Below are 21,596 nucleotides of genomic sequence, written 5' to 3'. Positions count from 1 at the left end.
GAGTGTTGGAAACCCAAACCTATCGGAAAGGACATGCTCACCGCCTCATGGTATCTACGCAGTTCGCGATGCCGCCGAAAGTCGCCCTACCCCTTCTTCAACACCGACACGAAAAACCCGTCCGTGCCGGTGCGGCGCGGGGTCATCAGCCAGCCCTCGTCCGATTGCAGCGCGGCCTTGGCAAAATCCTCGGCCTTGTCCCAGAGCACGGACGCGGTCTCGTCCGGCGGCTGCACCGAGAATTCCGGATGGCGTGCGATGAAGGCCCTGACCTGCGCACCGTTCTCGTCCGGCAGCACCGAACAGGTGATGTAGGCGATCCGGCCGCCCGGCTTCACCAGCGGCGCGGCGCGGTCGAGCACCTCGATCTGGTCCTTCAGCCGCACCTCGAGCGCGCCGGGGCGCATCCGCCATTTGGCGTCGGGATTGCGGCGCCAGGTGCCGGTGCCGGTGCAGGGCGCGTCGATCAGCACGAGGTCGGCGGACGCCTTGATGTCGGCGAGAGCGTCGGCCTCGCCGCGCGGGGTGCGCACCTCGCAATTGTGCACGCCGGCGCGCGACAGCCGCTCATGGATCGGCGCGAGCTGGCGCTTGTCGTGGTCGGTCGCGATCAGCCGGCCCTTGCCGCCCATCATCGCCGCCAGCGCCAAGGTCTTGCCGCCGGCGCCGGCGCAGAGGTCGATCACCTGCTCGCCGGGCTTGGCGGCCGAGAACAGGGCTGCGAGCTGCGAGCCCTCGTCCTGCACCTCGATCGCGCCCTTGATGAAGTCCTCCTCGGAATGGATGCCGGGATTGCGCGCGTCGGCCGCAAGCTCGATGCGCAGGCCGAGCGGCGACCACGGCGTCTCCTTGGCGCCGAGGTGGGACAGGCGCGGCAGCACCTTCTCGCGCTTGCCCCTCAGCGTGTTGACGCGCAGATCGAGCGGCGCGCGGCTCGCCATCGCGGTCGCCTCCGCGGCCCGCTCCTCGCCGAACACCTTTGCCAAATAGGGGTCGAGCCATTCCGGATAATCGCCGGCGATATGGGCCGGCGCGCCCTCAAGCGCGCGCGAGGTCAGCGCGGTCTGCTCGGCCTCGGTCAGCGGCGTCGGAGCGAAGCGGCCGCCGTCGCAGAGCGCTGTGATCGTGGCGAGATCCATGCCGCGCTCGAGCTTGAGCATGCCGAGCACGCGCGCCCGCGCGCTGCCGTCGTCCATCAAATAGGCGCTGGAGGACTGCCGGCGCAGCACGTCCCAGATCAGGCCGGAGATCGCGGCACGGTCGCCGGAGCCGGCATAGCGGTGCGCCGTGCCCCATTCCTTCAGCGCCTTCGCCGCCGGAATACGTTGCGCGTCGATGGTGTCGATCAGTTCGATGGCGGCGGAAAGCCGGGCTGCGGGAGTCATGGCGATCTTTCGGTTGGAGGGCGCGCTGGACCGGGAACGGGTTCCTGGGCTGCGGTGACGCGCGGCCCCTCTTAGCCCCCGCGCCCGTCCCTGACAATCAAGGCCTGCGGGAACGGCTTGAACCACAACTTGAGCTGCCCCAATCAACGTGCGGGAGTTTTTGCGGTTTCAGCCCTCAAAACCTCTATGCCGCGACGCTTTCGTCCTCACTTACCGTCATCGTTCCGACTCTCGGCGGTCCTATGATCCGGCCGAAAGGACCTCTGAATGGCTCAATTCCGACTGACGCAGATTTCCGACACCCACCTCGGCAACCACTTCAAGCCCCTCACCGACAACTTCCACCGCGTGAGCGAGCACATTGACGCGACGCGCCCCGACCTCGTGCTCAATTCCGGCGACGTCTCGTTCGACGGCTCAGCCAGCCGCGATGATCTCGTGTTCGCTAAGAAGCTGCACAACGCGCTCCCGGTCGACTGTCTCTATCTGCCCGGCAATCACGACATCGGCGACAACCCGACCGCGGTCGGACCTGCGCCGACGCAGCTCCCGACCGAGGAGAGCTGCAAGGCATTCAGATCCGTGCTCGGCGAGGACCGCTGGCGGTTCGAGGCGGCCGGCTGGTGCTTCATCGGGCTGAACTCGCTGATCATGAACACCGGCCTCGACAGGGAGGCCGAACAGTTCGACTGGCTTGCGTCGCACCTCGACACCGTGCTCGGCAAGCCGGTGGCGCTGTTCCTGCACAAGCCGCTCTTCCTTGATGCGCCCTATGATCCCGAGCGCGCGGAAACCGCGATCCGCTTCGTGCCGCAACCGTCGCGCCGCCGCTTGATCGAGATGTTCGGCAAGGTCGACTTGCGGCTGGTCGGCAGCGGCCACGTCCACCAGCGCCGCGACTACACCTTCGAGCATGTCCGCCACGTCTGGGCGCCGTCGACCGGATTCATCCTCCCCGACGAGAAGCAGGAGGTGATCGGCATCAAGGAGACCGGCCTCGTCGAATACCGCTTCCAGCCCGACAGTTTTGAGGTGCGCCACGTCCGCGCGCCGGGTCAGGTCAATGTCGACCTCGACATGCTGTTCGGCAGGGAGCCCGCGAAGTAAGCGCGGCTCAACTTTGCGCGGCGTCTTTGAGGTCCTGCTTGATGACCGCGAGCAGCGACTGGAGCGATTCCGCGCTGGGGCGCGGTGCGATGGGTGCCGGCCGCGCCGGAGCGGCAGCGGCGACCGACAGAGCCTGCTCCTCGCCGGGCTCCTCCTGCACGAATTTTCCATGCAACACGTCATCGCGGCGGCCCATGGCGAACATCGTCGCCCAATAGCCGGCGGCCAGCAGGATATCCCTAAAACAACAAGCTCAAAAAACATGGCTACACCTGAAATATAGCCGTATTGATTCAATTCCTCCGGTTCCCGGTCAAGCAAATGGGGGCAAAAGCCCCCAAATTGCCGCCTGATGTGGCGTTTTTGATACGTTTCTGCGCGGAATGGGACCCGCCGGGCCCCCTCCCTTACGCCCGGTCCGGTCCGACCCGGACCAACTGCTTGCCGAAATTTGCGCCCTTGAGCAGGCCCATGAAGGCCTCCGGCGCGCTGTCGAGCCCCTCGGTCACGAACTCCTTGTACTTGACCTTGCCCTCGCGCACCCACTGCGACATGTCGCGGATGAAGTCGCCGTGCATGGCGGCAAAATCGCTGACGATGAAGCCGCGGAAGGTCAGCCGCTTGGTCAGGATCGCGAACATGATCGTCGAGGCCCATTTCGGTGCCCTGGCCTCCCGGTCGTTGTAATGCGCGATCAGACCGCACACCGGCACGCGTGCGAAAGCGTTGAGCTGCGGATAGACCGCCTCGAACACCGGACCACCGACATTCTCGAAATAGACGTCGATGCCCTTCGGGCAGGCCTCCTTCAGCTTGGCCGCCAGATCCGGATCGCGATGATCGAGACAGTCATCGAAGCCGAGCTCATTCTTCACGTAGTCGCATTTGTCCTTGCCGCCGGCGATGCCGACCGCACGCGCGCCCTTGATCTTGGCGATCTGGCCGACCGCCGATCCGACCGCGCCGGACGCCCCTGCGACAACCACCGTCTCGCCCGGCTGCGGCTTGCCGATCGCGAGCAGGCCGGTATAGGCGGTCATGCCGGGCATGCCGAGCACGCCGACCGCGGTCGAGATCGGCGCGAGCTTCGGATCGATCTTGGAAAGACCCTTGCCGTCCGAGATCGCATGCGTCTGCCAGCCGGCGCGCGACAGCACGATATCGCCCTTGGCGAAGCTCGGATTGTTCGACGCGATCACCTCGCACACCGTGCCGGCTTCCATCACACCGCCGACCGGGACCGGCGCAGCGTAGGACGGACCATCGTTCATGCGTCCGCGCATATAGGGATCGAGCGACAGCCAGATCGTGCGCAGCAGCACCTCGCCCGCGCCCGGCGTCGGCACCGCGTAGTCCTCGATCCGGAAGTTCGATGCGTTGGGTTCGCCTTGGGGACGCGAGGCGAGAACGATGCGTTTGCCTTGGGACATGGTGTTTCCTCTACTCGTTGCTTCGTGGCGCACAGGTAGTCATGCAATCCACCTCCCCGCAAGGGAGATGGATTTGCTCTTTTCGCCGAACGCTGTTTGAAATGTTGTTTGTCATTTAAAGCGCGTCGCGAGACGCGCGGCAAAAAAGCAGCGCCGCGAAGAATTGCAAAATTCTCCGCGGCGCAATTGCAGGTCACAGTTCGATGTGTCGGCTCGGGTCGAGGCGACGGGGGATTACACCCCGCCCGGATAGTTCGGGGCTTCGCGCGTGATCGTCACGTCGTGGACGTGGCTTTCGCGCAGGCCCGCGCCGGTGATGCGGACGAACTCGGCCTTGTCGTGAAAGTCGGCGATCGTCCGCGCCCCGACATAGCCCATCGCCGCGCGGAGGCCGCCGGCGAGCTGATGCATCACATTGCCGACCGGGCCCTTGTAGGGCACCTGGCCCTCGATGCCTTCGGGCACGAGCTTCAGCGTGTCCTTGATGTCCTGCTGGAAATAGCGGTCGGCCGAGCCGCGCGCCATCGCGCCGACCGAGCCCATGCCGCGATAGGCCTTGTAGGAGCGGCCCTGCCACAGGAAGACCTCGCCCGGCGTCTCGTCGGTGCCGGCGAGCAGCGAGCCGACCATCGCGATGTCGGCACCGGCGGCGAGCGCCTTGGCCAGATCACCGGAATATTTGATGCCGCCGTCGGCGATCACGGGGATGTCGGCCTTCTTGGCGGCGGCGACCGCGTCCATGATCGCGGTGAGCTGCGGCACGCCGACGCCGGCGACGATGCGCGTGGTGCAGATCGAGCCCGGGCCGATGCCGACCTTGATGCAGTCGGCGCCGGCATCGATCAGGGCCTGCGCGCCGCCCTCGGTTGCGACATTGCCGGCGACGACCTGCACGGCGTTGGAGAGCCGCTTGATGCGGTTGACGGCGTGCAGCACGTGCTTCGAGTGACCGTGCGCGGTGTCGACGACGACGACGTCGACGCCGGCATCGATCAGCCGCTCGGTGCGCTCATAACCGGTCTCGCCTACCGTGGTGGCCGCGGCGACCCGGAGCCGACCCTGCGCGTCCTTGCAGGCGAGCGGATGCGCGACCGCCTTTTCAATGTCCTTGACCGTGATCAGGCCGACGCAGCGATATTGATCGTCGACGACCAGGAGCTTCTCGATGCGGTGCTCGTGCAGCATCCGCTTCGCCTCGTCCTGGCCGACGCCCTCACGCACCGTGACGAGGTTCTCGTGCGTCATCAGCTCCGAGACCTTCTGCCGCGGATCGCTCGCAAAGCGCACGTCGCGGTTGGTCAGGATGCCGACGAGCTTGCCGGGGACATTCTTAGCCCCGCCGGTCACGACGGGAATGCCTGAAATGCCGTGGTCCTTCATCAGCGTCAGCGCGTCAGAGAGCGTGGCGTCGGGGCTGATGGTCAGCGGATTGACCACCATGCCGGATTCGAACTTCTTGACCTGCCGCACCTGGGCGGCCTGGCCCTCGGGGTCGAAGTTGCGATGGATGACGCCGAGACCGCCGGCCTGCGCCATCGCGATCGCCATGCGCGCCTCGGTGACGGTGTCCATGGCGGAGGCGATGATCGGGATGTTGAGCGGGATCGCCCGGGTCACGCGGGAGCGGATATCGACCTCCGAGGGAAGCACATCCGACAGACCGGGCTTCAGCAGCACATCGTCGAACGTGAAGGCTTCGCGGATAGCCTGAAATCCCGTGGCCATTTGCCAACTCCTTTCGGCGGCGTCCGCCGCAACAGTTTTGCGGATGAACGCCGCCCGCGGCGACGCTCGGTGCGTCACCGTCGAATCGGTGCCCATCGGTGGGGTTGACGCTGGTCGATAGCATGGCGGGATGACGAATCAAAGCGTTTGCCAGCCATGCACAGGCCTTTTTACCAAGCCCGGTAGCCCGGCGGCGGCCCATGGCGGCGGATCGCCTCGACCACCTCCCGGTGGCGCCGGTCTTCCCGCTTCATATGCACCGCGATCACGGCATGGGCCGACGGCACCAGCAGCAACGCGTGGAAAATCAGCCCGAAAACCGCGCAAAACACGATCAGGACCAGATTGAAAATCGCCGAAAATGGCTGTCCGTTCAGGAGCAGCCCGATCGGCGGCAGCAGGGCGGCAAGGACATAAATCACGGTCACCTCCGGCGCCGGCGGATGCATACCAGCGTCACGCTGGATTTAGGTGGTTTGCCCGGTTCCGCAATGGCGTGTGTGACGGCAGGATGATACAGCCCCCTCGCCCGCCGTTTTCAGCCGCCTCAGCCACCCTGACGTGATGAACAAAGAACGCCTGATCCCACTCATCGTGGCCACTGCCCTGTTCATGGAAAACATGGACTCCACGGTGATTGCGACCTCGCTGCCGGCGATCGCCGCCGACATCGGCACCAGCCCGCTGACGCTGAAGCTTGCGATTACCTCCTACCTGCTGTCGCTCGCGGTGTTCATCCCGGCGAGCGGCTGGACCGCGGACCGCTTCGGCGCGCGGATCGTATTTGCCGGCGCGGTCGGCGTGTTCATGCTGGGCTCGATCGGCTGCGCGCTCTCCTCCTCGGTGACCGATTTCGTGTTCGCCCGCATCCTCCAGGGGCTCGGCGGCGCGATGATGACGCCGGTCGGCCGGCTGGTGCTGTTACGCTCGGTCGACAAGAGCGCGCTGGTCAATGCGATGGCCTGGGTGACGGTCCCGGCGCTGATCGGCCCGGTGATCGGGCCGCCGCTCGGCGGCTTCATCACCACCTATTTCTCCTGGCACTGGATCTTCCTGATCAACATCCCGATCGGGCTGCTCGGCATCTTCATGGCGCTGAAATACATCGACCCGATCAAGAGCGTCGATCCGGAGCGCTTCGATCTCTACGGCCTCGTGCTCGCGGGCGTTGGCCTCGCCGGCATCGCCTTCGGCCTCTCGGTCGCCGGCCTCAATCTATTGCCATGGACCGCAATCGCGGCCCTGGTCGGCGTCGGCACGATCTCGATGGCGCTCTATGTCATCCACGCGCGGCGCACTGGATCGCCGGTTTTGGATTTCGCGCTGCTGCGGCTGCCGACCTTGCGCGCCGCGATCATCGGCGGCTTCATGTTCCGCCTCGGCATCGGTGCGCTGCCGTTCCTGCTGCCGCTCTTGATGCAGGTCGGCTTCGGGCTGACGCCGTTCCAGTCCGGCCTCGTCACCTTTGCCTCCGCCGTCGGCGCCATGGGCATGAAGACCCTGGCCGCGCGCATCATCCGCGCCTTCGGCTTCCGTTCCATGATGACAATCAACGCGGTGGTCTCGTCGCTCTTCCTCGCCGCTTGCGGGCTGTTCACGGTGACGACGCCGCTGCTGCTCATCATGATCATCCTGGTGGTCGGCGGCTTCTTCCGCTCGCTGCAGTTCACCGCGATCAACACCGTGGCCTATGCGGACGTCGAGGCGCCGCAGATGAGCCGCGCCACGACGCTGGTCAGCGTCAACCAGCAGCTCGCGGTCTCCGCGGGCGTCGCGGTCGGCGCCTTCTCTGTCGAGACCACGCTCGCGCTGCACCACCAGACCGAACTCACGGCGAGCGTGTTCGCGCCGGCCTTCATCGTGGTCGCGATCATCTCGGCGGCGTCGGCCTGGTTTTTCTGGCAGATGCCCGACGATGCCGGTCACGAAATCTCCGGCCGCAAGGCGATCGAAATCTCCAGCCGCAAGGGCGCGGCAAAGGGCGCCGCGACCGCCGCCGTCAAGGTCGCAACGGAAGATACGCAGGACGCGCGCGACCAGCGCCTCGGCTAGTCAACCGAACGCGTTGTTCGCGAGGCACGGACATCAAGTGCAAGCGCGCCGCCCGGTCGCGCCCAGGCCTTAAGCGTGGCCGGTCATTCCGGCCATCTGTCCTCGATCCGGACGTTCAACCAGTTCATATGTCGGAACGTGGGTGGCGTCCAACCACGATTCCAGCGCAGCTCCGCAGACCGTGCAGATCGCGTCACCCGTGTGCGGCACCAAGAACTTCTCTTCAGTGCGTCTGTACTCGGCGCCGCAATTGCATTGAACAATTGTCGCCATATCAGAGATATGCGCTTGGGACCGTGGGTTTTCCAGCCCTCCTCCAAGAAACGGCCCCAGTGCGCGAAAACCCGACGCTGCACCAAGGCCGCCAACCCAGTGGGGGGTTTTCTCCCGGTGGGGCTTGGGGGGCTTTAGACCGGGAGCAAAGGAATTGACTCCGGCCGCGCTCCGAAGTTCCAACCTGTCGCGATTAAATGTTCGTCCGCGCGCAGCCTCATCCGCACAGCGCCTGCCATGCGGATCTCCGGACGCAAAAAATCTCCGCGAGAGTCAGAAAGCGAACGGAAGCTCCGCCGCCGATCCGGCATAGTTCGGCTCAAGCGGGCACGCGGTGACCCCGCAACACCAGAAAATCATGCAGCAGGAAACGCTCGAGGTTCCTTCCGTGGCGTCCAAACGCCACGGAAGGTCCGGATTTTCCTTGATTTGGTCTCGCTTGAAAGGATCAGAGCCAGTGAGTGACGCACATACGAATGAAGTGAGCGACAATCCGAACGTCGGCGGCTTCAGCCTGCCGCTGTTCGCCCTGCCCAAGACCTTCCAGGGTATCGCCGAGCAAAATGCGACGCGCGCCAGGGAGAGGCTCGAGAAGGTCAAGGAGACCTCGGCGGATGTCTCCCGCCTGCTCCAGGAGGCCTACTCAATCAACGCCAAGGGCGCCGCGGATTACGCCGCCAAGGTGATCGAGATCTCCAACACCAACACCAGTTCGGCCCTCGCATTCTTGACTGATCTCGTCGGCACCAGGTCGGTATCGGACGTCATCCAGCTTTCGGCCAACCACGGCCGCAAGTATCTCGAGGTCGCCACCGCGCAGAACAAGGAGCTTTGGGAGATCGCGAAGAAGGTCGCGACCGAGACCTCCGAGCCGATCAAGAAGGGCCTTGCAAGAGCGCTGAAGACACCTTCCTGAGCAAGCCCCGCCCCCGAGCCCGGCTGGAACAAGCGTCCCCGATCAGAAGGGGCGCAGTCCAGCCGACGGCAGGCCCAGCAGCAATTCCTGAGATTTGGAGGAGGATCGAGGTGGGCGTCATCATGATCAAATGCCCGCAGACGGGACGCGCGATCACAACCGGCATGAAGACCGACCGCGAGACATTCCGCTGCAGCACGGTGTTCTTTTCGCGCACCTACTGCGCGATCTGTCGGACCAACCACGAATGGTTCGCCAAGGACGCCTGGGTCTACGAACCCGAGGAGAGGATGCGCAAGGCGTCCTGACATCCGCGCCCGCGCGACAACCTGATTCAATGGCTCCGTGAGCGCTCGGCACCCGCGATACGCGCGTGTGCGTGAACCTTGTCGCCGTTGCCCCACGGTTGCGTGTGAGAACGCGGCAGCCCCTGCGCCGGCGCATCGCGACCGGACGGCCTCGGCCCTTCGGCCGAAACGATGCGATCGACCCTGCCCCGCATGATCTCGTAGCACTCGCAGGCCGCAGCCTCGAGCCGCGGCCGGTCGACCTCGATGGAGCTTCGCCGGTTGGACCGGATCGCCCCCGATGCGCGAAGCTTGGACACGACATGGGTTACGGTCGTCCGCCGCACGCCGAGCAATTCCGACAGCGTCTCCTGCGTCAGCGGGAGCGTGTCGTGGCCGATCTGATCGTGAACCTGCAACAGCCACCGCGCCAGCCGGGCTTCCACCGAGTGCAGCGCATTGCACGCCGCAATATGCTGGAACTGCACCAACAGCGACCGCATGTGGACGTGTACCGCATATGCGAGGGCGTAGCTGCGACCGAGCGCGGCGTGAAACTTTACCGGTGAAATCTGCAAGGCCGTACCTGCGACGCGAACGACTGCTGTCATCGGCGAGCGTACGGATCCGAGTGCCGACAGGATACCGGCCGCCCCCTCATTGCCGATCATCGTCGTCGCAACGGTCTGTCCGTTCGGCATGTCCATGACGAACGCGATCAATGCGCTGCAGGGAAAATAGATCTGCTCGACGACGTCGCCCGTCCGTACCAGCACGGCATCGCGCTCGAGCGACACCTTCCGGAGATGAGGCGCAAGCAGGTCGAAATCCGCGGGCGGCAGCGCGGCCAGGAGTCGGTTACCAATACTCGGCCTGTGCTCCATCACGGGACAACTCCCCAGACGGAAGCGCGGCTCGCTGCACAACACCTGCGGTGGCGTCAGGCTGAGATACGCAACGAACAGACCGCGCCGGGAAAATAGAATACGCCGTGCGGGAAAAAGTTCCAGCGGCTTCAGCTCGGCCGCGCCCCCTTCTTCCCGAGACACAAGCGCGCATCGCCGTAACCGGGTAGCGCTGCACCTAGACTCGATTGGGCTGCCCCCGATACCCCGTCGCCAGCACATAGCGCTCGGATGAATCCTGCCGGCTGGCGGCCGGCTTGACGTGGCGCACGGTGGCGAAATCGCGCTTCAACTGCGCCAGCAACTCGGCGTCGGCACCGCTCTGGAAGACCTTGGCCAGGAACGCACCACCGGGATTGAGCACCTCGCAGGCAAAATGCGCGGCGGTCTCGACGAGGCCGATGATGCGCAGTTGATCGGTCTTGCGATGGCCGGTGGTGTTGGCGGCCATGTCGGACATCACGATGTCGGCGCGCCCGCCCATCATCGCGATCAGCTTTTCTGGCGCGTCTTGGTCGAGGAAATCGAGCTGCGCGAAGGTGACGCCCGGAATCTCGCCCATCTCGAGCAGGTCGATCGCGACCACCTTGCCCTTGCCGTCGGCCGCGCCGGTGCGCTTGGCCGCGATCTGGCTCCAGCCGCCGGGGGCGGCGCCGAGATCGACGACGGTCATGCCGGGCTTCAGCAGCCGGTATTTGTCGTCGATTTCGAGCAGCTTGAAGGCCGCGCGCGAGCGATAGCCCATCGCCTTGGCCTTGGCGACATAGGGATCGTTGAGCTGGCGCTCCAGCCAGAGCTTCGACGACAGCTTGCGCTTGCCGCCGGTCTTGACCGTGACGTGCAGCCGCCCGGTGGTGTCTTTCGCCATGTTGAGGAGTTAGCCCGCAAGTCACAGTGTCCGTCACCGCCTTAGCCCAATCGGTCCCGCCAGTCCATTCAGCATCGGGACCCCGCGCCGTTCCGACCCCGCGAGCCGCACCACTGGCTCATGCCTCTCGAGGTTCCAGGTTCTTCGAGGCGTCCCGCACAACGATCTGGCGGCTAGCCCTGAATCCGCCAGAAGGTGACGCCCAGCCCGAGGCTACGCGCCGGCAGGAGAACCTTCCCATTCAGGACCGGCACGGACAATTGCTCGACCATCTGCAGGCTGGGGTCCGGATGCTCGGGGCGATTCAGGTAGGCGGACAGATTGCTGTTCGTGGCGTCGACCAGGTAGCGCTGAACGGTCGCCATTCCATCGGCGAGCTGCAGGTTGGAAATCTCGACGGAGAAGGTTTCCGGCGCGTCCGGCAGCGAATTGTTGTCATTCCCAAACACCAGCGTGGGATTGTAGTTGAAGACGACAATGCCTGCGGTTCGCTTGGCTGGATCTGGATCACTCACGGCAAAGGCGCCCAGATTCGAGCTTGAGCCCGAAGTGGATAGAGTGACCGGCCTGCGCGTCCCCGTCATCATGGCAAACATCTTGAAGACGTTCGCAGCCGGCTTGGGGTAATAATGGACCGAGTTGTCGCTGCTGTTCTTGTACCTGTGCAACAGGCTTGCCTGAGTCAGAAACGACGCTGTGTTGGGATTGCCCTGACCATCCTCGAGCATGAGATAGGATCCCATCGAAATCCTCTGCGCGACCGCTTCGGTCAGAAAGGCTGCCGCCCAAGCGGCCCCCTTGTGCGAATAGTTGACGTCGGCGCTGTACGTCTCACTCGGCCCCCACTCCGAAAGAAACAGCTTGATGCCGGGATATTTGCTGCGAACCGTCGCGACAACCTGCCTGAACATCGAAAACGGCGCAGTCGGGTCTTTCGCATAGCCGAGCGAGCCATAGTAGTGGAAGGAAAAGCGATCGAGCGCCGCGTTGAACGGCGTGTTCGGCGTGAGCGTCTGGTCCAGAAAGACCTCCTCCATGGTCGGAAGGTGCCAGCCGGGATAATAGAAGAAGCTCCTGCTGGTGAACGCCGGCCCGGCAATTTCGATGGTCTTGCCGGAATAGCTGCCGCTGTTGCTGAGCTCGGTCCTGACCGTGGCGATCACGTCCGCGAAGATCTTGTGGACCGGCAAGATACCATGGTCCAGCCGCCTCATATCGAAGCCGTACGGATATGACAGGCCGACATTGTTGTAGGGATATGTATTGGCCTGGAACGGCGGGTATTGATGCAGAGCATAGCTGTTGGGATTGATCCACCATAGCCAGCGTCCGAACGGCCCCAGCGGCTTGAGCGTGTAGGCCGATGGATTGGTTTCACTGAAGTTCTCGGGCGTATTGTCGACGCCATCGAGCTCATTGCTGACCTCGAATATCACAGACAGTGCGCCCCTGTTGAAGGCTTGCGTCACGATGTAGCGCACCAGCCGGTCGGCGTAGATCTTGTAGCGGTCCTGCGAAGGCCAGCTCTCGGCGGAGTTGAAGGGCGCGTTGTTGGCGTCCTTCATGAAGCTCGGCGGCATGAACGATGCCACGGCGACATGAACGGAGAGACCGTTGTCGAAGGACCATGGAAACGTCCAATCGAGCAGATTGCAGCCGCCCGGCGTGACGGACGGAACGGGGCTAAACACATACGCCCCGTTTTGATCGGTGCCGACACTGACGCTGCCAAGATTGTTGCTGGCATCAAGGTCGCACAAACTGTCGCTCTGCAGGAAGCGAAGCCGCTTCATCTTGAGGTCGGTCATGACCTGCTTGAGGAGCGTGCGCTGCGGCTCGGAATAGGGTTCGGAGGGAGAATTTGCTCCCTGGAAGACACTCTGCAACGTCCCGAGGTCGTCGCCGCTGTCGCTTTGGATCATCGGCGTCCCCGCATCAACCAGGATGGACACGTCGGCGAGCGCCGGAGCGACCCAACTAAAACTCAGGGTTGTGGACGCAAGGAGTGCAAGAAGCAGGCGCTGCTTGACACCAACGAGACGATCAAGATCGACCAGATACCGCATGTCAGCTTCCCACCACACCCGTTCAGATTGTGATGAGAGCGACTAACGCACCAACGTCATAGCGATGTGAACGACATCACATCAGGTTTGTGACAAGTGACGGGAGGCCAGCCCCGGCAGGCTTGCCGCGCGCACGCAACGCTCCGAGGAGAGGATGAAATCACCGAACCGGAGAGCGGCTTGAGCCTTTTTCGTTCCGATGGAGCCGGACCGACGCTCTAGACGCGAACCGGTGTTCACTTCGCTTGAAAACGCTCTAGCAGGCCCTGAGCGCGCCGTCCTCGCGCATCATCTCGACCAGCATGCCCTCGCGCAGGCCGCGGTCGGCCACCCGCAGGCGCGGCATCGGGAAAGCGTTGCGGATCGCGTCGAGAATGGCGCAGCCCGCCAGCACCAGATCGGCGCGCTCGATGCTGATGCAATTGTTGTTGACGCGAGCCTCATAGTTCATGCCGAGCAGCTTCTGGATCGTCGCGGTGACGTCGGAATTGTTCATCCAGATGCCGTCGATGCGGCGGCGATCATACCGCGGCAGGTTGAGAAACACGCCGGCCAGCGTGGTCACGGTGCCCGACGTGCCGAGCATATGCATGTCGCGCAGATCGGTGCCGTGCTCGGCGGCGAACGGCGCGACATATTGCGCGACATCCGCGATCATCCGCGCATAGGCGTCGCGTGTCACATGCTTGCCGCCGAAATGCTCGGCGAGCGTGACCACGCCGAGCGGGATCGACATCCACGCCTTGATGCGCGGCGCTGCATTCGGCGCGTCCGGATCGCGTTCGATCCGCACGAGCTCGGTCGAGCCGCCGCCGATGTCGAACAGGATGGCCCCCCGGCCCCTTGGGTCGAGCAGCGGCGAGCAGCCGATCACGGCGAGCGTCGCCTCGGTCTCGCGGTCGATCACCTCGAGCTTGATGCCGGTCTTTGCCGCAACACGAGCGCGAAAACTCTCGGCATTGCCGGCGGCACGGCAGGCTTCGGTCGCGATCAGCCGCAGCCGGCGCGCCCTGCGATAGCGGATCTTGTCGCGGCAAATGCTGAGCGCCGCGATCGCGCGCTCGATCGCGGCCTCGCTGATGGAACCGGTCGCAGCGATGCCCTCGCCGAGCCTGATGATCCGCGAGAACGAGTCCACGACGCGGAACCCGTCACCCGCAGGACAGGCGATCAGGAGCCGGCAGTTGTTGGTGCCAAGGTCGAGCGCGGCGTAGACGCCCGTTTCCGCGCCTGCCGCAGTCATCCCTGACGGGGCTTCGCTGGCCTGATGGCCGTCGCAAAGCCGCACATCGTCATTCATCAAACCTGTCTTTCCGCTGGGCCACGCTCCGGCCCGCCGAAGAATTGTCCGTTCACGGAAACTTTAGCAGCGCCAAGGGCCTGTGCAACATCGGAACACATTGGGACCATGCCCAATCAGGCGTTGTCGTTAAGGGGCGCGTGCCTTATCTCCTCAGTCGCCCGCCAAACCGGCGCAAATCCCGGCATTTCAGGTCATTTTCGATGCAAGATCACACGTCCGCCGCCTCGTTGGAAAACGCTATCGCACTGCAAAAATACGGTGTGGGCCAGCCCGTCCGCCGCAAGGAGGACGACACGCTGGTGCGCGGCAAGGGCAAATACACCGACGATTTCTCGCTTGCCGGCCAGGCCCATTGCTGGATGGTCCGCTCCTCCCATGCCCACGGCATCATCAAGGGCATCCACACCGCGGCCGCCAAGGCGATGCCCGGCGTGCTCGGGGTGTGGACCGGCGCCGACCTTCAGGCCGCCAACTACAACCCCTTCACCTGCGGCCTGCCGCTGAAGAGCCGCGACGGCTCGCCGCTCCTGCAGACCAACCGCCACGCCCTCGCGACCGACAAGGTGCGCTTCGTCGGCGATCCCGTCGCCTTCGTGGTGGCGGAAACCGCGGCGCAGGCGCGCGACGCGGCTGAGGCCGTCGAGGTCGACATCGAACCCTTGCCGGCGGTCACAGACGCGGCGGAAGCCGCCAAGCCCGGCGCGCCGCAGCTCTACGACAACATCCCTGATAACGTCGCGCTCGACTACCACTATGGCGACACCGCGAAGATCGAGGCCGCGTTTGCCGCTGCCGCGCATGTCACCAAACTCGACATCGTCAATACCCGCGTTGCCGTGGTCTCGATGGAGCCGCGCGTGGCGCTGGCGCATTACGACAAGAAGACCGAGCGCTTCACGGTGCAGGTGCCAACCCAGGGCGTCTCCGGCAACAAGGCGATCCTCGCCCGAATCCTCAACGTGCCGCCGGAGAAGGTGCGCATCCTCACCGCCAATGTCGGCGGCTCCTTCGGCATGAAGAACCTTAACTATCCCGAATACACCTGCATCTCGCATGCGGCGAAGGCGCTGGGGCGGCCGGTGAAGTGGCTCGACGAGCGTTCGACGAGCTTCCTGTCCGACAGCCATGGCCGCGCGCAGCTGATCCACGCCGAGCTCGCGCTCGATGCCGACGGCAAGTTCCTCGCGGTGCGCCTCTCCGGCTACGGCAATCTCGGCGCCTACATCACCGGCGTGGCGCCGGGGCCGCTGTCGCTCAACACCGGCAAGAACCTCGCCAGCGTCTACCGCACTCCGCTGCTCGGCGTCGACATCAAGACTGTGGTGACCAACACCACGCTGATGGGCGCCTATCGCGGCGCTGGCCGGCCCGAGGCCAATTACTTCATGGAGCGGCTGATCGACGCGGCGGCGGACGAGATGGGCATCAACCGCCTCACCTTGCGCAAGCGCAACTTCATCAAACCACAGCAATTGCCCTTCCCGGCGGCGTCGGGCGTCACCTATGACAGCGGCGATTTCGCCGGCGTGTTCCAGAAGGCGCTGGAGATCTCGGACTACGAGAATTTTGCCAAGCGCAAGAAGGAGAGCAAGAAGAACGGCAAGCTGCGCGGCATCGCGGTGGGCTCCTACCTCGAGGTCACCGCACCGCCGAGCGGTGAGCTCGGCAAGATCACCTTCGAGCCGGACGGATCGGTGAAGCTCACCACCGGCACGCTCGATTACGGCCAGGGCCACGCCACACCGTTCGCGCAGGTGCTGTCGGACCAGCTCGGCATCCCCTTCGAAAAGATCACGCTCGAACAGGGCGACAGCGATCTCGTGCGCTTCGGCAACGGCACCGGCGGCTCGCGCTCGATCACCGCGACCGGACAGGCGATCGTCGAAGCCGCAGCGCTGGTCGTCGAGAAGGGCAAGCAGGCCGCGGCTGCGATGCTTGAGGCCTCCGAGGCCGACATCGAGTTCGGCGGCGGCCGCTTCACCATCGCCGGCACCGACCGCTCGATCGGCATCATGGAGCTCGCCGAACGCGTGCGTGAAGGCAAGCTGCCCGAGGGCGCGCCTGATACGCTCGACGTCGACCACGCCACCAAGGAAACCGCGTCGACCTTCCCGAACGGCTGCCATGTCGCCGAGGTCGAGATCGACCCGGAGACCGGCGTCACCAGGATCGTGCGCTACTTCGCGGTCAACGATTTCGGCACCGTGGTCAATCCGATGATCGTCGCCGGCCAGCTGCATGGCGGCGTCGCGCAGGGCATTGGCCAGGCGTTGATGGAGGAAGTCAGCTACGACGGCTCGGGCCAGCCGATCACCGGCTCGTTCATGGACTACGCCCTGCCGCGCGCCGGCGACGTGCCGACCATGGAGGTCGGCGACCATCCCTCGCCGGCGAAAACCAATCCCTTGGGCACCAAGGGCTGCGGCGAAGCCGGCTGCGCCGGCAGCCTCGTCTGCATCGTCAACGCGGTGGTGGATGCGCTGTCGGACTACGGCATCAAGCACATCAATATGCCGCTGACACCGGAGAAGGTCTGGCGCGCGATCCAGGACGCCAAGGCGAAGGCGGCGTAGCGCTTTCGTTCACACAAACACCGCTGTCATCACCCGCGAAAGCGGGTGATCCAGTATTCCAGAGACGCTAGCGATAGTCCGAGAAGCCGCGGCGTACTGGATACCCCGCATACGCCGGGTATGGCGAGCAGTGGACGGGGACGCGTCGTGCCCCTTCCCTACGCCGCCGCCTGCTCGCGCGGCTGGGTGATCGCGATGTGCCAGCAATGCGCCAGCGGCGTGGTGCCATTGGCGACGACGAGTGCGTCGAGCTCGACGAAACGGTGGCCCTTCTTGTCGTAATTGCCGGTGACCTTGGCGCGCGCGGTCAGTTCGTCGCCGACCTTTGCGGCCGAGAGCAGTTGCATCCGGCTGCCGACATGGATCCACGGTCCGAGGATCGCATTGTCGACCAAGACCTTGTTCATCACCCGCTGCAAGAGGCCGGGATGGCCGAGCCCTTCGCGGGCGAAGATCGGATCGGTCTCGCGGATGTCGGCCAGATAGTCCGTCGCCGCAGTGCCTGACCAGTCGCGCGGGATGGTGCCGAGCCATTTGCCTGTTTCGTAGGACGACGGACCGACCGGCTTGCGCTCGGCCACCGCCGGAACCTGCCTGTAATCGTCGATCGCGACCCTGGGCGCCGTTGTTGGCAGCGACGCGCTGCCGGTGGCGCAGAGGTCGCCGCGGCTATGGAGCTCGATAGCGAGCACGCCGCCGCTCTCCTTGGCCGTCAGCTCCGCGGTTTCGCCGTCATAGACCGGCTTGACGAAGCGCGCCTCGATCAGCCCGCGCTCGAGGAAATTGCGGCCCCATTTCTCGACCGGCAGATGCATCATATAGGCCATGACGTCGACGCCGGGCACGAGCCCGCCGGAAAAGCCGAACCGCCGCGCCACCGTATCGTCGTGGATCTTGTTCTCGGAGAGTTTTGAGGTGTTGTAGGCCGAGACGCGGTAGGTTTGCGTGACCGTCATGGGTTTTCCCTTATTTCGGTTGTTTTTCTCGCGATAATCGTAATCGAACCGAGGGACGTGGCAAGCCTCTCGTTTTGCTCGCAATTTTCCGCGCCATGGAGTACACGCGGGGCGCGCCGCCGCCGCCTGCCCGCCAACCACCGATCTGATGACTGAGACCCCCGCAACCACCCGTATCTATGTCGATGCCGACGCCTGCCCGGTGAAGGACGAAATCTATCGCGTCGCGATCCGTCACGGCGTGCCCGTGCGTGTGGTCGCAGGAAGCTTCATCCGCGTGCCGCAGGATCCCCTGATCGAGCGCGTCGCGGCCGGCTCCGGCATGGATGCCGCTGATGACTGGATCGCCGAACGCGCGCGCACCGGCGACGTCGTGATCACGGCGGACATTCCGCTGGCGAGCCGTTGCGTCAAGGCCGGCGCCGAGGTGGTCGCGCCGAACGGCAAACCATTCACCGAGCAATCGATCGGCATGACGCTCGCGATGCGCAATCTGATGACCGACCTGCGCTCGTCGGGCGAAATCACCGGCGGGCCGAAATCGTTCTCGCCGCGCGACCGCTCGACTTTCCTGTCGACGCTCGACCAGACCATCCGCCGCCTCCAGCGCCGCCGCGCGGAGCAGTCGGCGGCGCCCCAAAGCCAGTGAGAGGCTGACGCGATGGCTCCGCCTCCTCTGATCCAGCTCAAGGACATCAGCCTGACCTTCGGCGGCGCGCCGCTTCTGACCGGCGTCGAGCTCTCCGTGTCAGCAGGCGAGCGGGTCTGCCTGATCGGCCGCAATGGCTCCGGCAAATCGACGCTGCTGCGGATTGCGGCCGGCCTGGTCGAACCAGACTCGGGCAGCCGCTTCGTGCAGCCCGGCGCCACCATCCGCTATCTGCCGCAGGAGCCGGACTTCGGCGACCACAAGACGACGCTGTCCTATGTCGAGGCCGGCCTCGGCCCCGGTGACGACCACTACCAGGCGCGCTACCTGCTCGAGCAACTCGGCCTCACCGGCGACGAGGACCCGGCCCATGTCTCCGGCGGCGAGGCCCGCCGCGCGGCGCTGGCGCGCGTGCTGGCGCCCTCGCCCGACATCCTCCTGCTCGACGAGCCGACCAACCATCTCGATCTGCCGACCATCGAATGGCTCGAAGGCGAACTGGAGAGCCGGCGCTGCGCGCTGGTCTTGATCAGCCACGACCGCCGCTTCCTCACCAATTTGTCGCGCTCAACCGCCTGGCTCGACCGCGGCCAGATCCGGCAGATCGACCGCGGCTTCGGCGCGTTCGAGGCGTGGCGCGACGAGGTGCTGGCGGAAGAAGAGCGCGAGCAGCACAAGCTCGACCGCAAGATCGTCAACGAGGAGCACTGGCTGCGCTACGGCGTCTCCGGCCGCCGCAAGCGCAACGTCAAGCGGCTCGGCAATCTCCATGCGCTGCGCGACCAGCGCCGCAATTATCGCGGCGCCACCGGCAACGCCAACCTCGCCGCGTCCGAGGCCGAGAAATCCGGCCGCCTCGTGATCGAGGCGAAGAACATCACCAAGGCCTATGGCGATCGCACCATCGTCGACGCCTTCTCGACGAGAATTCAGCGCGGCGACAGGCTCGGCATCGTCGGCCCCAACGGCGCCGGCAAGACCACGCTGGTGCATCTCTTAATCGGCAACGACCCGCCCGACTCCGGCTCGGTCCGGCTCGGTGCCAATATCGAGATGGCAACCCTCGACCAGCACCGTGAAAGCCTCGATCCGAAGCTGACGCTGGCCGAAGCCCTGACCGGCGGCCGCGGCGACCATGTGATGGTCGGCGACAAGCCGAAGCACGTGATCGGCTACATGAAGGACTTTCTGTTCGCGCAGGAGCAGCGCGGCACGCCGCTCGAAGCCCTCTCCGGCGGCGAGCGCGGCCGATTGATGCTGGCGCGCGCGCTGGCAAAACCGTCGAACCTTCTGGTGCTGGACGAGCCGACCAACGACCTCGATCTCGAAACCCTCGACGTGCTGGAGGAGATGCTCGGCGACTACGAAGGCACGGTGATCCTGATCAGCCACGACCGCGACTTCCTCGACCGCGTCGTCACCTCGGTGATCGTGCCGGAGGGCCAGGGCCGCTGGATCGAATATGCCGGCGGTTATTCGGACATGCTGGCGCAGCGCGGCGCCGACCTGAAGCGCGAGACGGTGAAGGCGCAGGCCGCGATCGAAGAGAAAAAAGAAGCCAGGGCTGCGGCGCCCGAGGCGACACCCAAGCGCCGGCTCAGCTTCAACGAGAAGCACGCGCTGGAAACGCTGCCGAAGACGATCGAGAAGCTGCACGCCGAAATCGGCAGGCAGCAGACGCTGCTTGACGACCCCGACCTCTACACCAAGGATCGCAAGAAGTTCGACGCCGCATCAGCCGCGATCGCCAGGGCACAGGAAGAGCTCACCGCCGCCGAAGATCGCTGGCTCGAACTCGAAGTGCTGCGCGAAGAGATTGAACAGGCGTAAAACGCAATGTCCTCTGTCGTCATTGCGAGCGAAGCGAAGCAATCCATCTGTCCGCATCTGCGGATGCATGGATTGCTTCGTCGCTGCGCTCCTCGCAATGACGAGAACTCTCAACTGGAGTTGACCCTATGACCACGCCCCTCGCCGCCAGGATCGCCCGCGAATACGGCACGCCATGCGCCGTGATCGACATGGACAAGGTCGAGCGAAACATCGCCCGTATCCAGGCGGCGTGCGACGCCGCCGGCGTCGCCAACCGGCCGCACATCAAGACGCACAAGAATCCGATGCTGGCGCAGATGCAGGTCAAGGCCGGCGCGAAGGGCATCACCTGCCAGAAGCTCGGCGAGGCCGAGATCATGGCCGACAGCGGGATCGACGACATCCTGATCAGCTATAATCTGCTCGGCGACGAGAAGATGGCGCGGCTCGGCGCGCTGCAGACCAAGGCCAATGTCACCGTCGCAGCCGATAATTCAGTCGTGATCGGCGATCTGCCGAAGGCGGCAGCGGCGTCCGGGCGACCGCTGTCGGTCGTGGTCGAGTGCGATACCGGCCGCAAGCGCGCCGGCGTCGAGACCCCGGCCGAGGCGATTGCGCTGGCGCGCGAGATCGCCGGCGCAAAGGGCCTGACCTTTGCAGGCTTCATGCTCTATCCGACCGAGACCGGCTGGACGGAGGCACAGACGTTCTTCGACGAGGCGCTCGCCGGCGTCCGCGCGCACGGGCTTGATGCCACCATCGTCTCGACCGGCGGCACGCCGAACCTGAAGAACATCGGCAAGCTCAGGGGCGGCACCGAGCACCGCTTCGGCACCTACATCTACAACGACCGCATGCAGGTTGCGGCCGGCGTCGCCACCTGGGACGATTGCGCGCTCCACATCTATTCCACCGTGGTCAGCCGCGCCGCGCCCGAGCGCGGCATCCTCGATGCCGGCTCGAAGACGCTGACGACGGATACCGGCGGCCTGGAAGGGCACGGCCTGATCCTCGAACATCCCGAGGCCAAGATCGCGCGCTTTGCCGAGGAGCATGGCTTCCTCGACCTCTCCCGCAGCAACACGCGGCCGAATGTCGGCGACGTCGTGCGGATCGTGCCGAACCACGTCTGCGTCGTTGTCAACATGATGGACGAGGTCGTGATGGTGCGCGGCAATGAGATCATCGGCACGTTGCCGGTCGCAGCACGCGGGAAGCTACGTTGACCTCGTAGATACCATGAGGCGGTGAGCATGTCCTTTCCGATAGGTTTGGGTTTCCAACACTCG

The 21,596-nt window shown here is 64.9% G+C and carries 18 protein-coding genes; 8 read left to right on the top strand and 10 right to left on the bottom strand.

Features of this window, described 5'->3' with window-relative positions:
• Window positions 1-86: 86 nt before the first annotated feature.
• Window positions 87-1,385 (bottom strand): RsmB/NOP family class I SAM-dependent RNA methyltransferase, encoded by a 1,299-nt coding sequence (locus ACFFWD_RS11060; RefSeq protein ID WP_376964851.1) that lies wholly within the window; start codon window positions 1,383-1,385, stop codon window positions 87-89.
• Between the two features lie 267 nt (window positions 1,386-1,652).
• On the opposite strand from ACFFWD_RS11060, the gene ACFFWD_RS11055 reads away from it, so the two are divergent.
• On the top strand, window positions 1,653-2,492 hold the full coding sequence (locus tag ACFFWD_RS11055) for a metallophosphoesterase family protein (RefSeq protein WP_376964850.1): 840 nt from the start codon (window positions 1,653-1,655) through the stop codon (window positions 2,490-2,492).
• Window positions 2,493-2,499: 7 nt separating this feature from the next.
• Here ACFFWD_RS11055 and ACFFWD_RS11050 read toward each other — a convergent pair whose 3' ends face one another.
• From ACFFWD_RS11050 to ACFFWD_RS11035, 4 genes are all read right to left on the bottom strand, one after another.
• Entirely contained in the window at window positions 2,500-2,688 is a 189-nt protein-coding gene (locus tag ACFFWD_RS11050; protein ID WP_376964848.1) for a hypothetical protein, read from the bottom strand.
• A 211-nt stretch (window positions 2,689-2,899) separates the two neighbouring features.
• Window positions 2,900-3,922, bottom strand: a complete 1,023-nt coding sequence (gene curA, locus ACFFWD_RS11045; RefSeq protein WP_376964846.1) for an NADPH-dependent curcumin/dihydrocurcumin reductase — start codon at window positions 3,920-3,922, stop codon at window positions 2,900-2,902.
• Between the two features lie 234 nt (window positions 3,923-4,156).
• Window positions 4,157-5,647, bottom strand: a complete 1,491-nt coding sequence (gene guaB / locus ACFFWD_RS11040) for an IMP dehydrogenase (RefSeq protein ID WP_376964844.1) — start codon at window positions 5,645-5,647, stop codon at window positions 4,157-4,159.
• A gap of 170 nt (window positions 5,648-5,817) precedes the next feature.
• Entirely contained in the window at window positions 5,818-6,069 is a 252-nt protein-coding gene (locus ACFFWD_RS11035) for a hypothetical protein (RefSeq protein ID WP_376964855.1), read from the bottom strand.
• 142 nt (window positions 6,070-6,211) lie between these two features.
• On the opposite strand from ACFFWD_RS11035, the gene ACFFWD_RS11030 reads away from it, so the two are divergent.
• From ACFFWD_RS11030 to ACFFWD_RS11020, 3 genes are all read left to right on the top strand, one after another.
• Window positions 6,212-7,699, top strand: a complete 1,488-nt coding sequence (locus ACFFWD_RS11030; protein ID WP_376964842.1) for an MFS transporter — start codon at window positions 6,212-6,214, stop codon at window positions 7,697-7,699.
• Between the two features lie 730 nt (window positions 7,700-8,429).
• A complete protein-coding gene (locus ACFFWD_RS11025; RefSeq protein WP_376964840.1) occupies window positions 8,430-8,888 on the top strand; it encodes a phasin family protein in 459 nt (152 codons plus the stop codon).
• A 110-nt stretch (window positions 8,889-8,998) separates the two neighbouring features.
• Window positions 8,999-9,196, top strand: a complete 198-nt coding sequence (locus tag ACFFWD_RS11020; protein WP_376964838.1) for a hypothetical protein — start codon at window positions 8,999-9,001, stop codon at window positions 9,194-9,196.
• Window positions 9,197-9,222: 26 nt separating this feature from the next.
• Here the strand turns inward: ACFFWD_RS11020 and ACFFWD_RS11015 are convergent, their stop codons facing one another.
• The 4 genes from ACFFWD_RS11015 to ACFFWD_RS11000 all read right to left on the bottom strand — a co-directional run bounded on the left by ACFFWD_RS11015 (window position 9,223) and on the right by ACFFWD_RS11000 (window position 14,314).
• Window positions 9,223-10,059 (bottom strand): Crp/Fnr family transcriptional regulator, encoded by an 837-nt coding sequence (locus ACFFWD_RS11015; RefSeq protein ID WP_376964853.1) that lies wholly within the window; start codon window positions 10,057-10,059, stop codon window positions 9,223-9,225.
• A gap of 199 nt (window positions 10,060-10,258) precedes the next feature.
• A complete protein-coding gene (locus tag ACFFWD_RS11010; RefSeq protein ID WP_376964836.1) occupies window positions 10,259-10,948 on the bottom strand; it encodes an RlmE family RNA methyltransferase in 690 nt (229 codons plus the stop codon).
• Between the two features lie 173 nt (window positions 10,949-11,121).
• A complete protein-coding gene (locus ACFFWD_RS11005; RefSeq protein ID WP_376964834.1) occupies window positions 11,122-13,014 on the bottom strand; it encodes a hypothetical protein in 1,893 nt (630 codons plus the stop codon).
• Window positions 13,015-13,270: 256 nt separating this feature from the next.
• On the bottom strand, window positions 13,271-14,314 hold the full coding sequence (locus ACFFWD_RS11000; protein ID WP_376964832.1) for a Ppx/GppA phosphatase family protein: 1,044 nt from the start codon (window positions 14,312-14,314) through the stop codon (window positions 13,271-13,273).
• A 203-nt stretch (window positions 14,315-14,517) separates the two neighbouring features.
• Here ACFFWD_RS11000 and ACFFWD_RS10995 point away from each other — a divergent pair, with 203 nt between their 5' ends.
• A complete protein-coding gene (locus ACFFWD_RS10995) occupies window positions 14,518-16,890 on the top strand; it encodes a xanthine dehydrogenase family protein molybdopterin-binding subunit (RefSeq protein ID WP_376964830.1) in 2,373 nt (790 codons plus the stop codon).
• Between the two features lie 158 nt (window positions 16,891-17,048).
• On the opposite strand, the gene ACFFWD_RS10990 is transcribed toward ACFFWD_RS10995, so the two are convergent.
• Window positions 17,049-17,846, bottom strand: a complete 798-nt coding sequence (locus ACFFWD_RS10990; protein WP_376964828.1) for a hypothetical protein — start codon at window positions 17,844-17,846, stop codon at window positions 17,049-17,051.
• A gap of 148 nt (window positions 17,847-17,994) precedes the next feature.
• On the opposite strand from ACFFWD_RS10990, the gene ACFFWD_RS10985 reads away from it, so the two are divergent.
• The 3 genes from ACFFWD_RS10985 to ACFFWD_RS10975 all read left to right on the top strand — a co-directional run bounded on the left by ACFFWD_RS10985 (window position 17,995) and on the right by ACFFWD_RS10975 (window position 21,533).
• Window positions 17,995-18,495 carry a YaiI/YqxD family protein gene (locus ACFFWD_RS10985; RefSeq protein WP_376964826.1) on the top strand — a complete coding sequence of 167 codons (501 nt, stop codon included), beginning with the start codon at window positions 17,995-17,997 and terminating at the stop codon, window positions 18,493-18,495.
• Window positions 18,496-18,507: 12 nt separating this feature from the next.
• Window positions 18,508-20,325 (top strand): ABC-F family ATP-binding cassette domain-containing protein, encoded by a 1,818-nt coding sequence (locus ACFFWD_RS10980; protein WP_376964824.1) that lies wholly within the window; start codon window positions 18,508-18,510, stop codon window positions 20,323-20,325.
• 128 nt (window positions 20,326-20,453) lie between these two features.
• A complete protein-coding gene (locus ACFFWD_RS10975; protein ID WP_376964822.1) occupies window positions 20,454-21,533 on the top strand; it encodes a D-TA family PLP-dependent enzyme in 1,080 nt (359 codons plus the stop codon).
• The last annotated feature ends 63 nt before the right edge of the window (window positions 21,534-21,596 follow it).

The organism is Bradyrhizobium erythrophlei, from assembly GCF_042430365.1.
GTDB classification, from domain to species: domain Bacteria; phylum Pseudomonadota; class Alphaproteobacteria; order Rhizobiales; family Xanthobacteraceae; genus Bradyrhizobium; species Bradyrhizobium erythrophlei.
This window is presented reverse-complemented; position numbering and strand designations above follow the sequence as displayed.

Coding starts and splice junctions, on each gene's coding strand:
- guaB (WP_376964844.1), bottom strand. CDS start 5,647: ATGGCCACGGGATTTCAGGCTATCCGCGAAGCCTTCACGTTCGACGAT.
- ACFFWD_RS11010 (WP_376964836.1), bottom strand. CDS start 10,948: ATGGCGAAAGACACCACCGGGCGGCTGCACGTCACGGTCAAGACCGGC.
- ACFFWD_RS11030 (WP_376964842.1), top strand. CDS start 6,212: ATGAACAAAGAACGCCTGATCCCACTCATCGTGGCCACTGCCCTGTTC.
- ACFFWD_RS11000 (WP_376964832.1), bottom strand. CDS start 14,314: ATGAATGACGATGTGCGGCTTTGCGACGGCCATCAGGCCAGCGAAGCC.
- ACFFWD_RS11015 (WP_376964853.1), bottom strand. CDS start 10,059: ATGGAGCACAGGCCGAGTATTGGTAACCGACTCCTGGCCGCGCTGCCG.
- ACFFWD_RS11055 (WP_376964850.1), top strand. CDS start 1,653: ATGGCTCAATTCCGACTGACGCAGATTTCCGACACCCACCTCGGCAAC.
- ACFFWD_RS11050 (WP_376964848.1), bottom strand. CDS start 2,688: ATGGGCCGCCGCGATGACGTGTTGCATGGAAAATTCGTGCAGGAGGAG.
- ACFFWD_RS10990 (WP_376964828.1), bottom strand. CDS start 17,846: ATGACGGTCACGCAAACCTACCGCGTCTCGGCCTACAACACCTCAAAA.
- ACFFWD_RS10985 (WP_376964826.1), top strand. CDS start 17,995: ATGACTGAGACCCCCGCAACCACCCGTATCTATGTCGATGCCGACGCC.
- ACFFWD_RS10995 (WP_376964830.1), top strand. CDS start 14,518: ATGCAAGATCACACGTCCGCCGCCTCGTTGGAAAACGCTATCGCACTG.
- curA (WP_376964846.1), bottom strand. CDS start 3,922: ATGTCCCAAGGCAAACGCATCGTTCTCGCCTCGCGTCCCCAAGGCGAA.
- ACFFWD_RS11060 (WP_376964851.1), bottom strand. CDS start 1,385: ATGACTCCCGCAGCCCGGCTTTCCGCCGCCATCGAACTGATCGACACC.
- ACFFWD_RS10975 (WP_376964822.1), top strand. CDS start 20,454: ATGACCACGCCCCTCGCCGCCAGGATCGCCCGCGAATACGGCACGCCA.
- ACFFWD_RS10980 (WP_376964824.1), top strand. CDS start 18,508: ATGGCTCCGCCTCCTCTGATCCAGCTCAAGGACATCAGCCTGACCTTC.
- ACFFWD_RS11005 (WP_376964834.1), bottom strand. CDS start 13,014: ATGCGGTATCTGGTCGATCTTGATCGTCTCGTTGGTGTCAAGCAGCGC.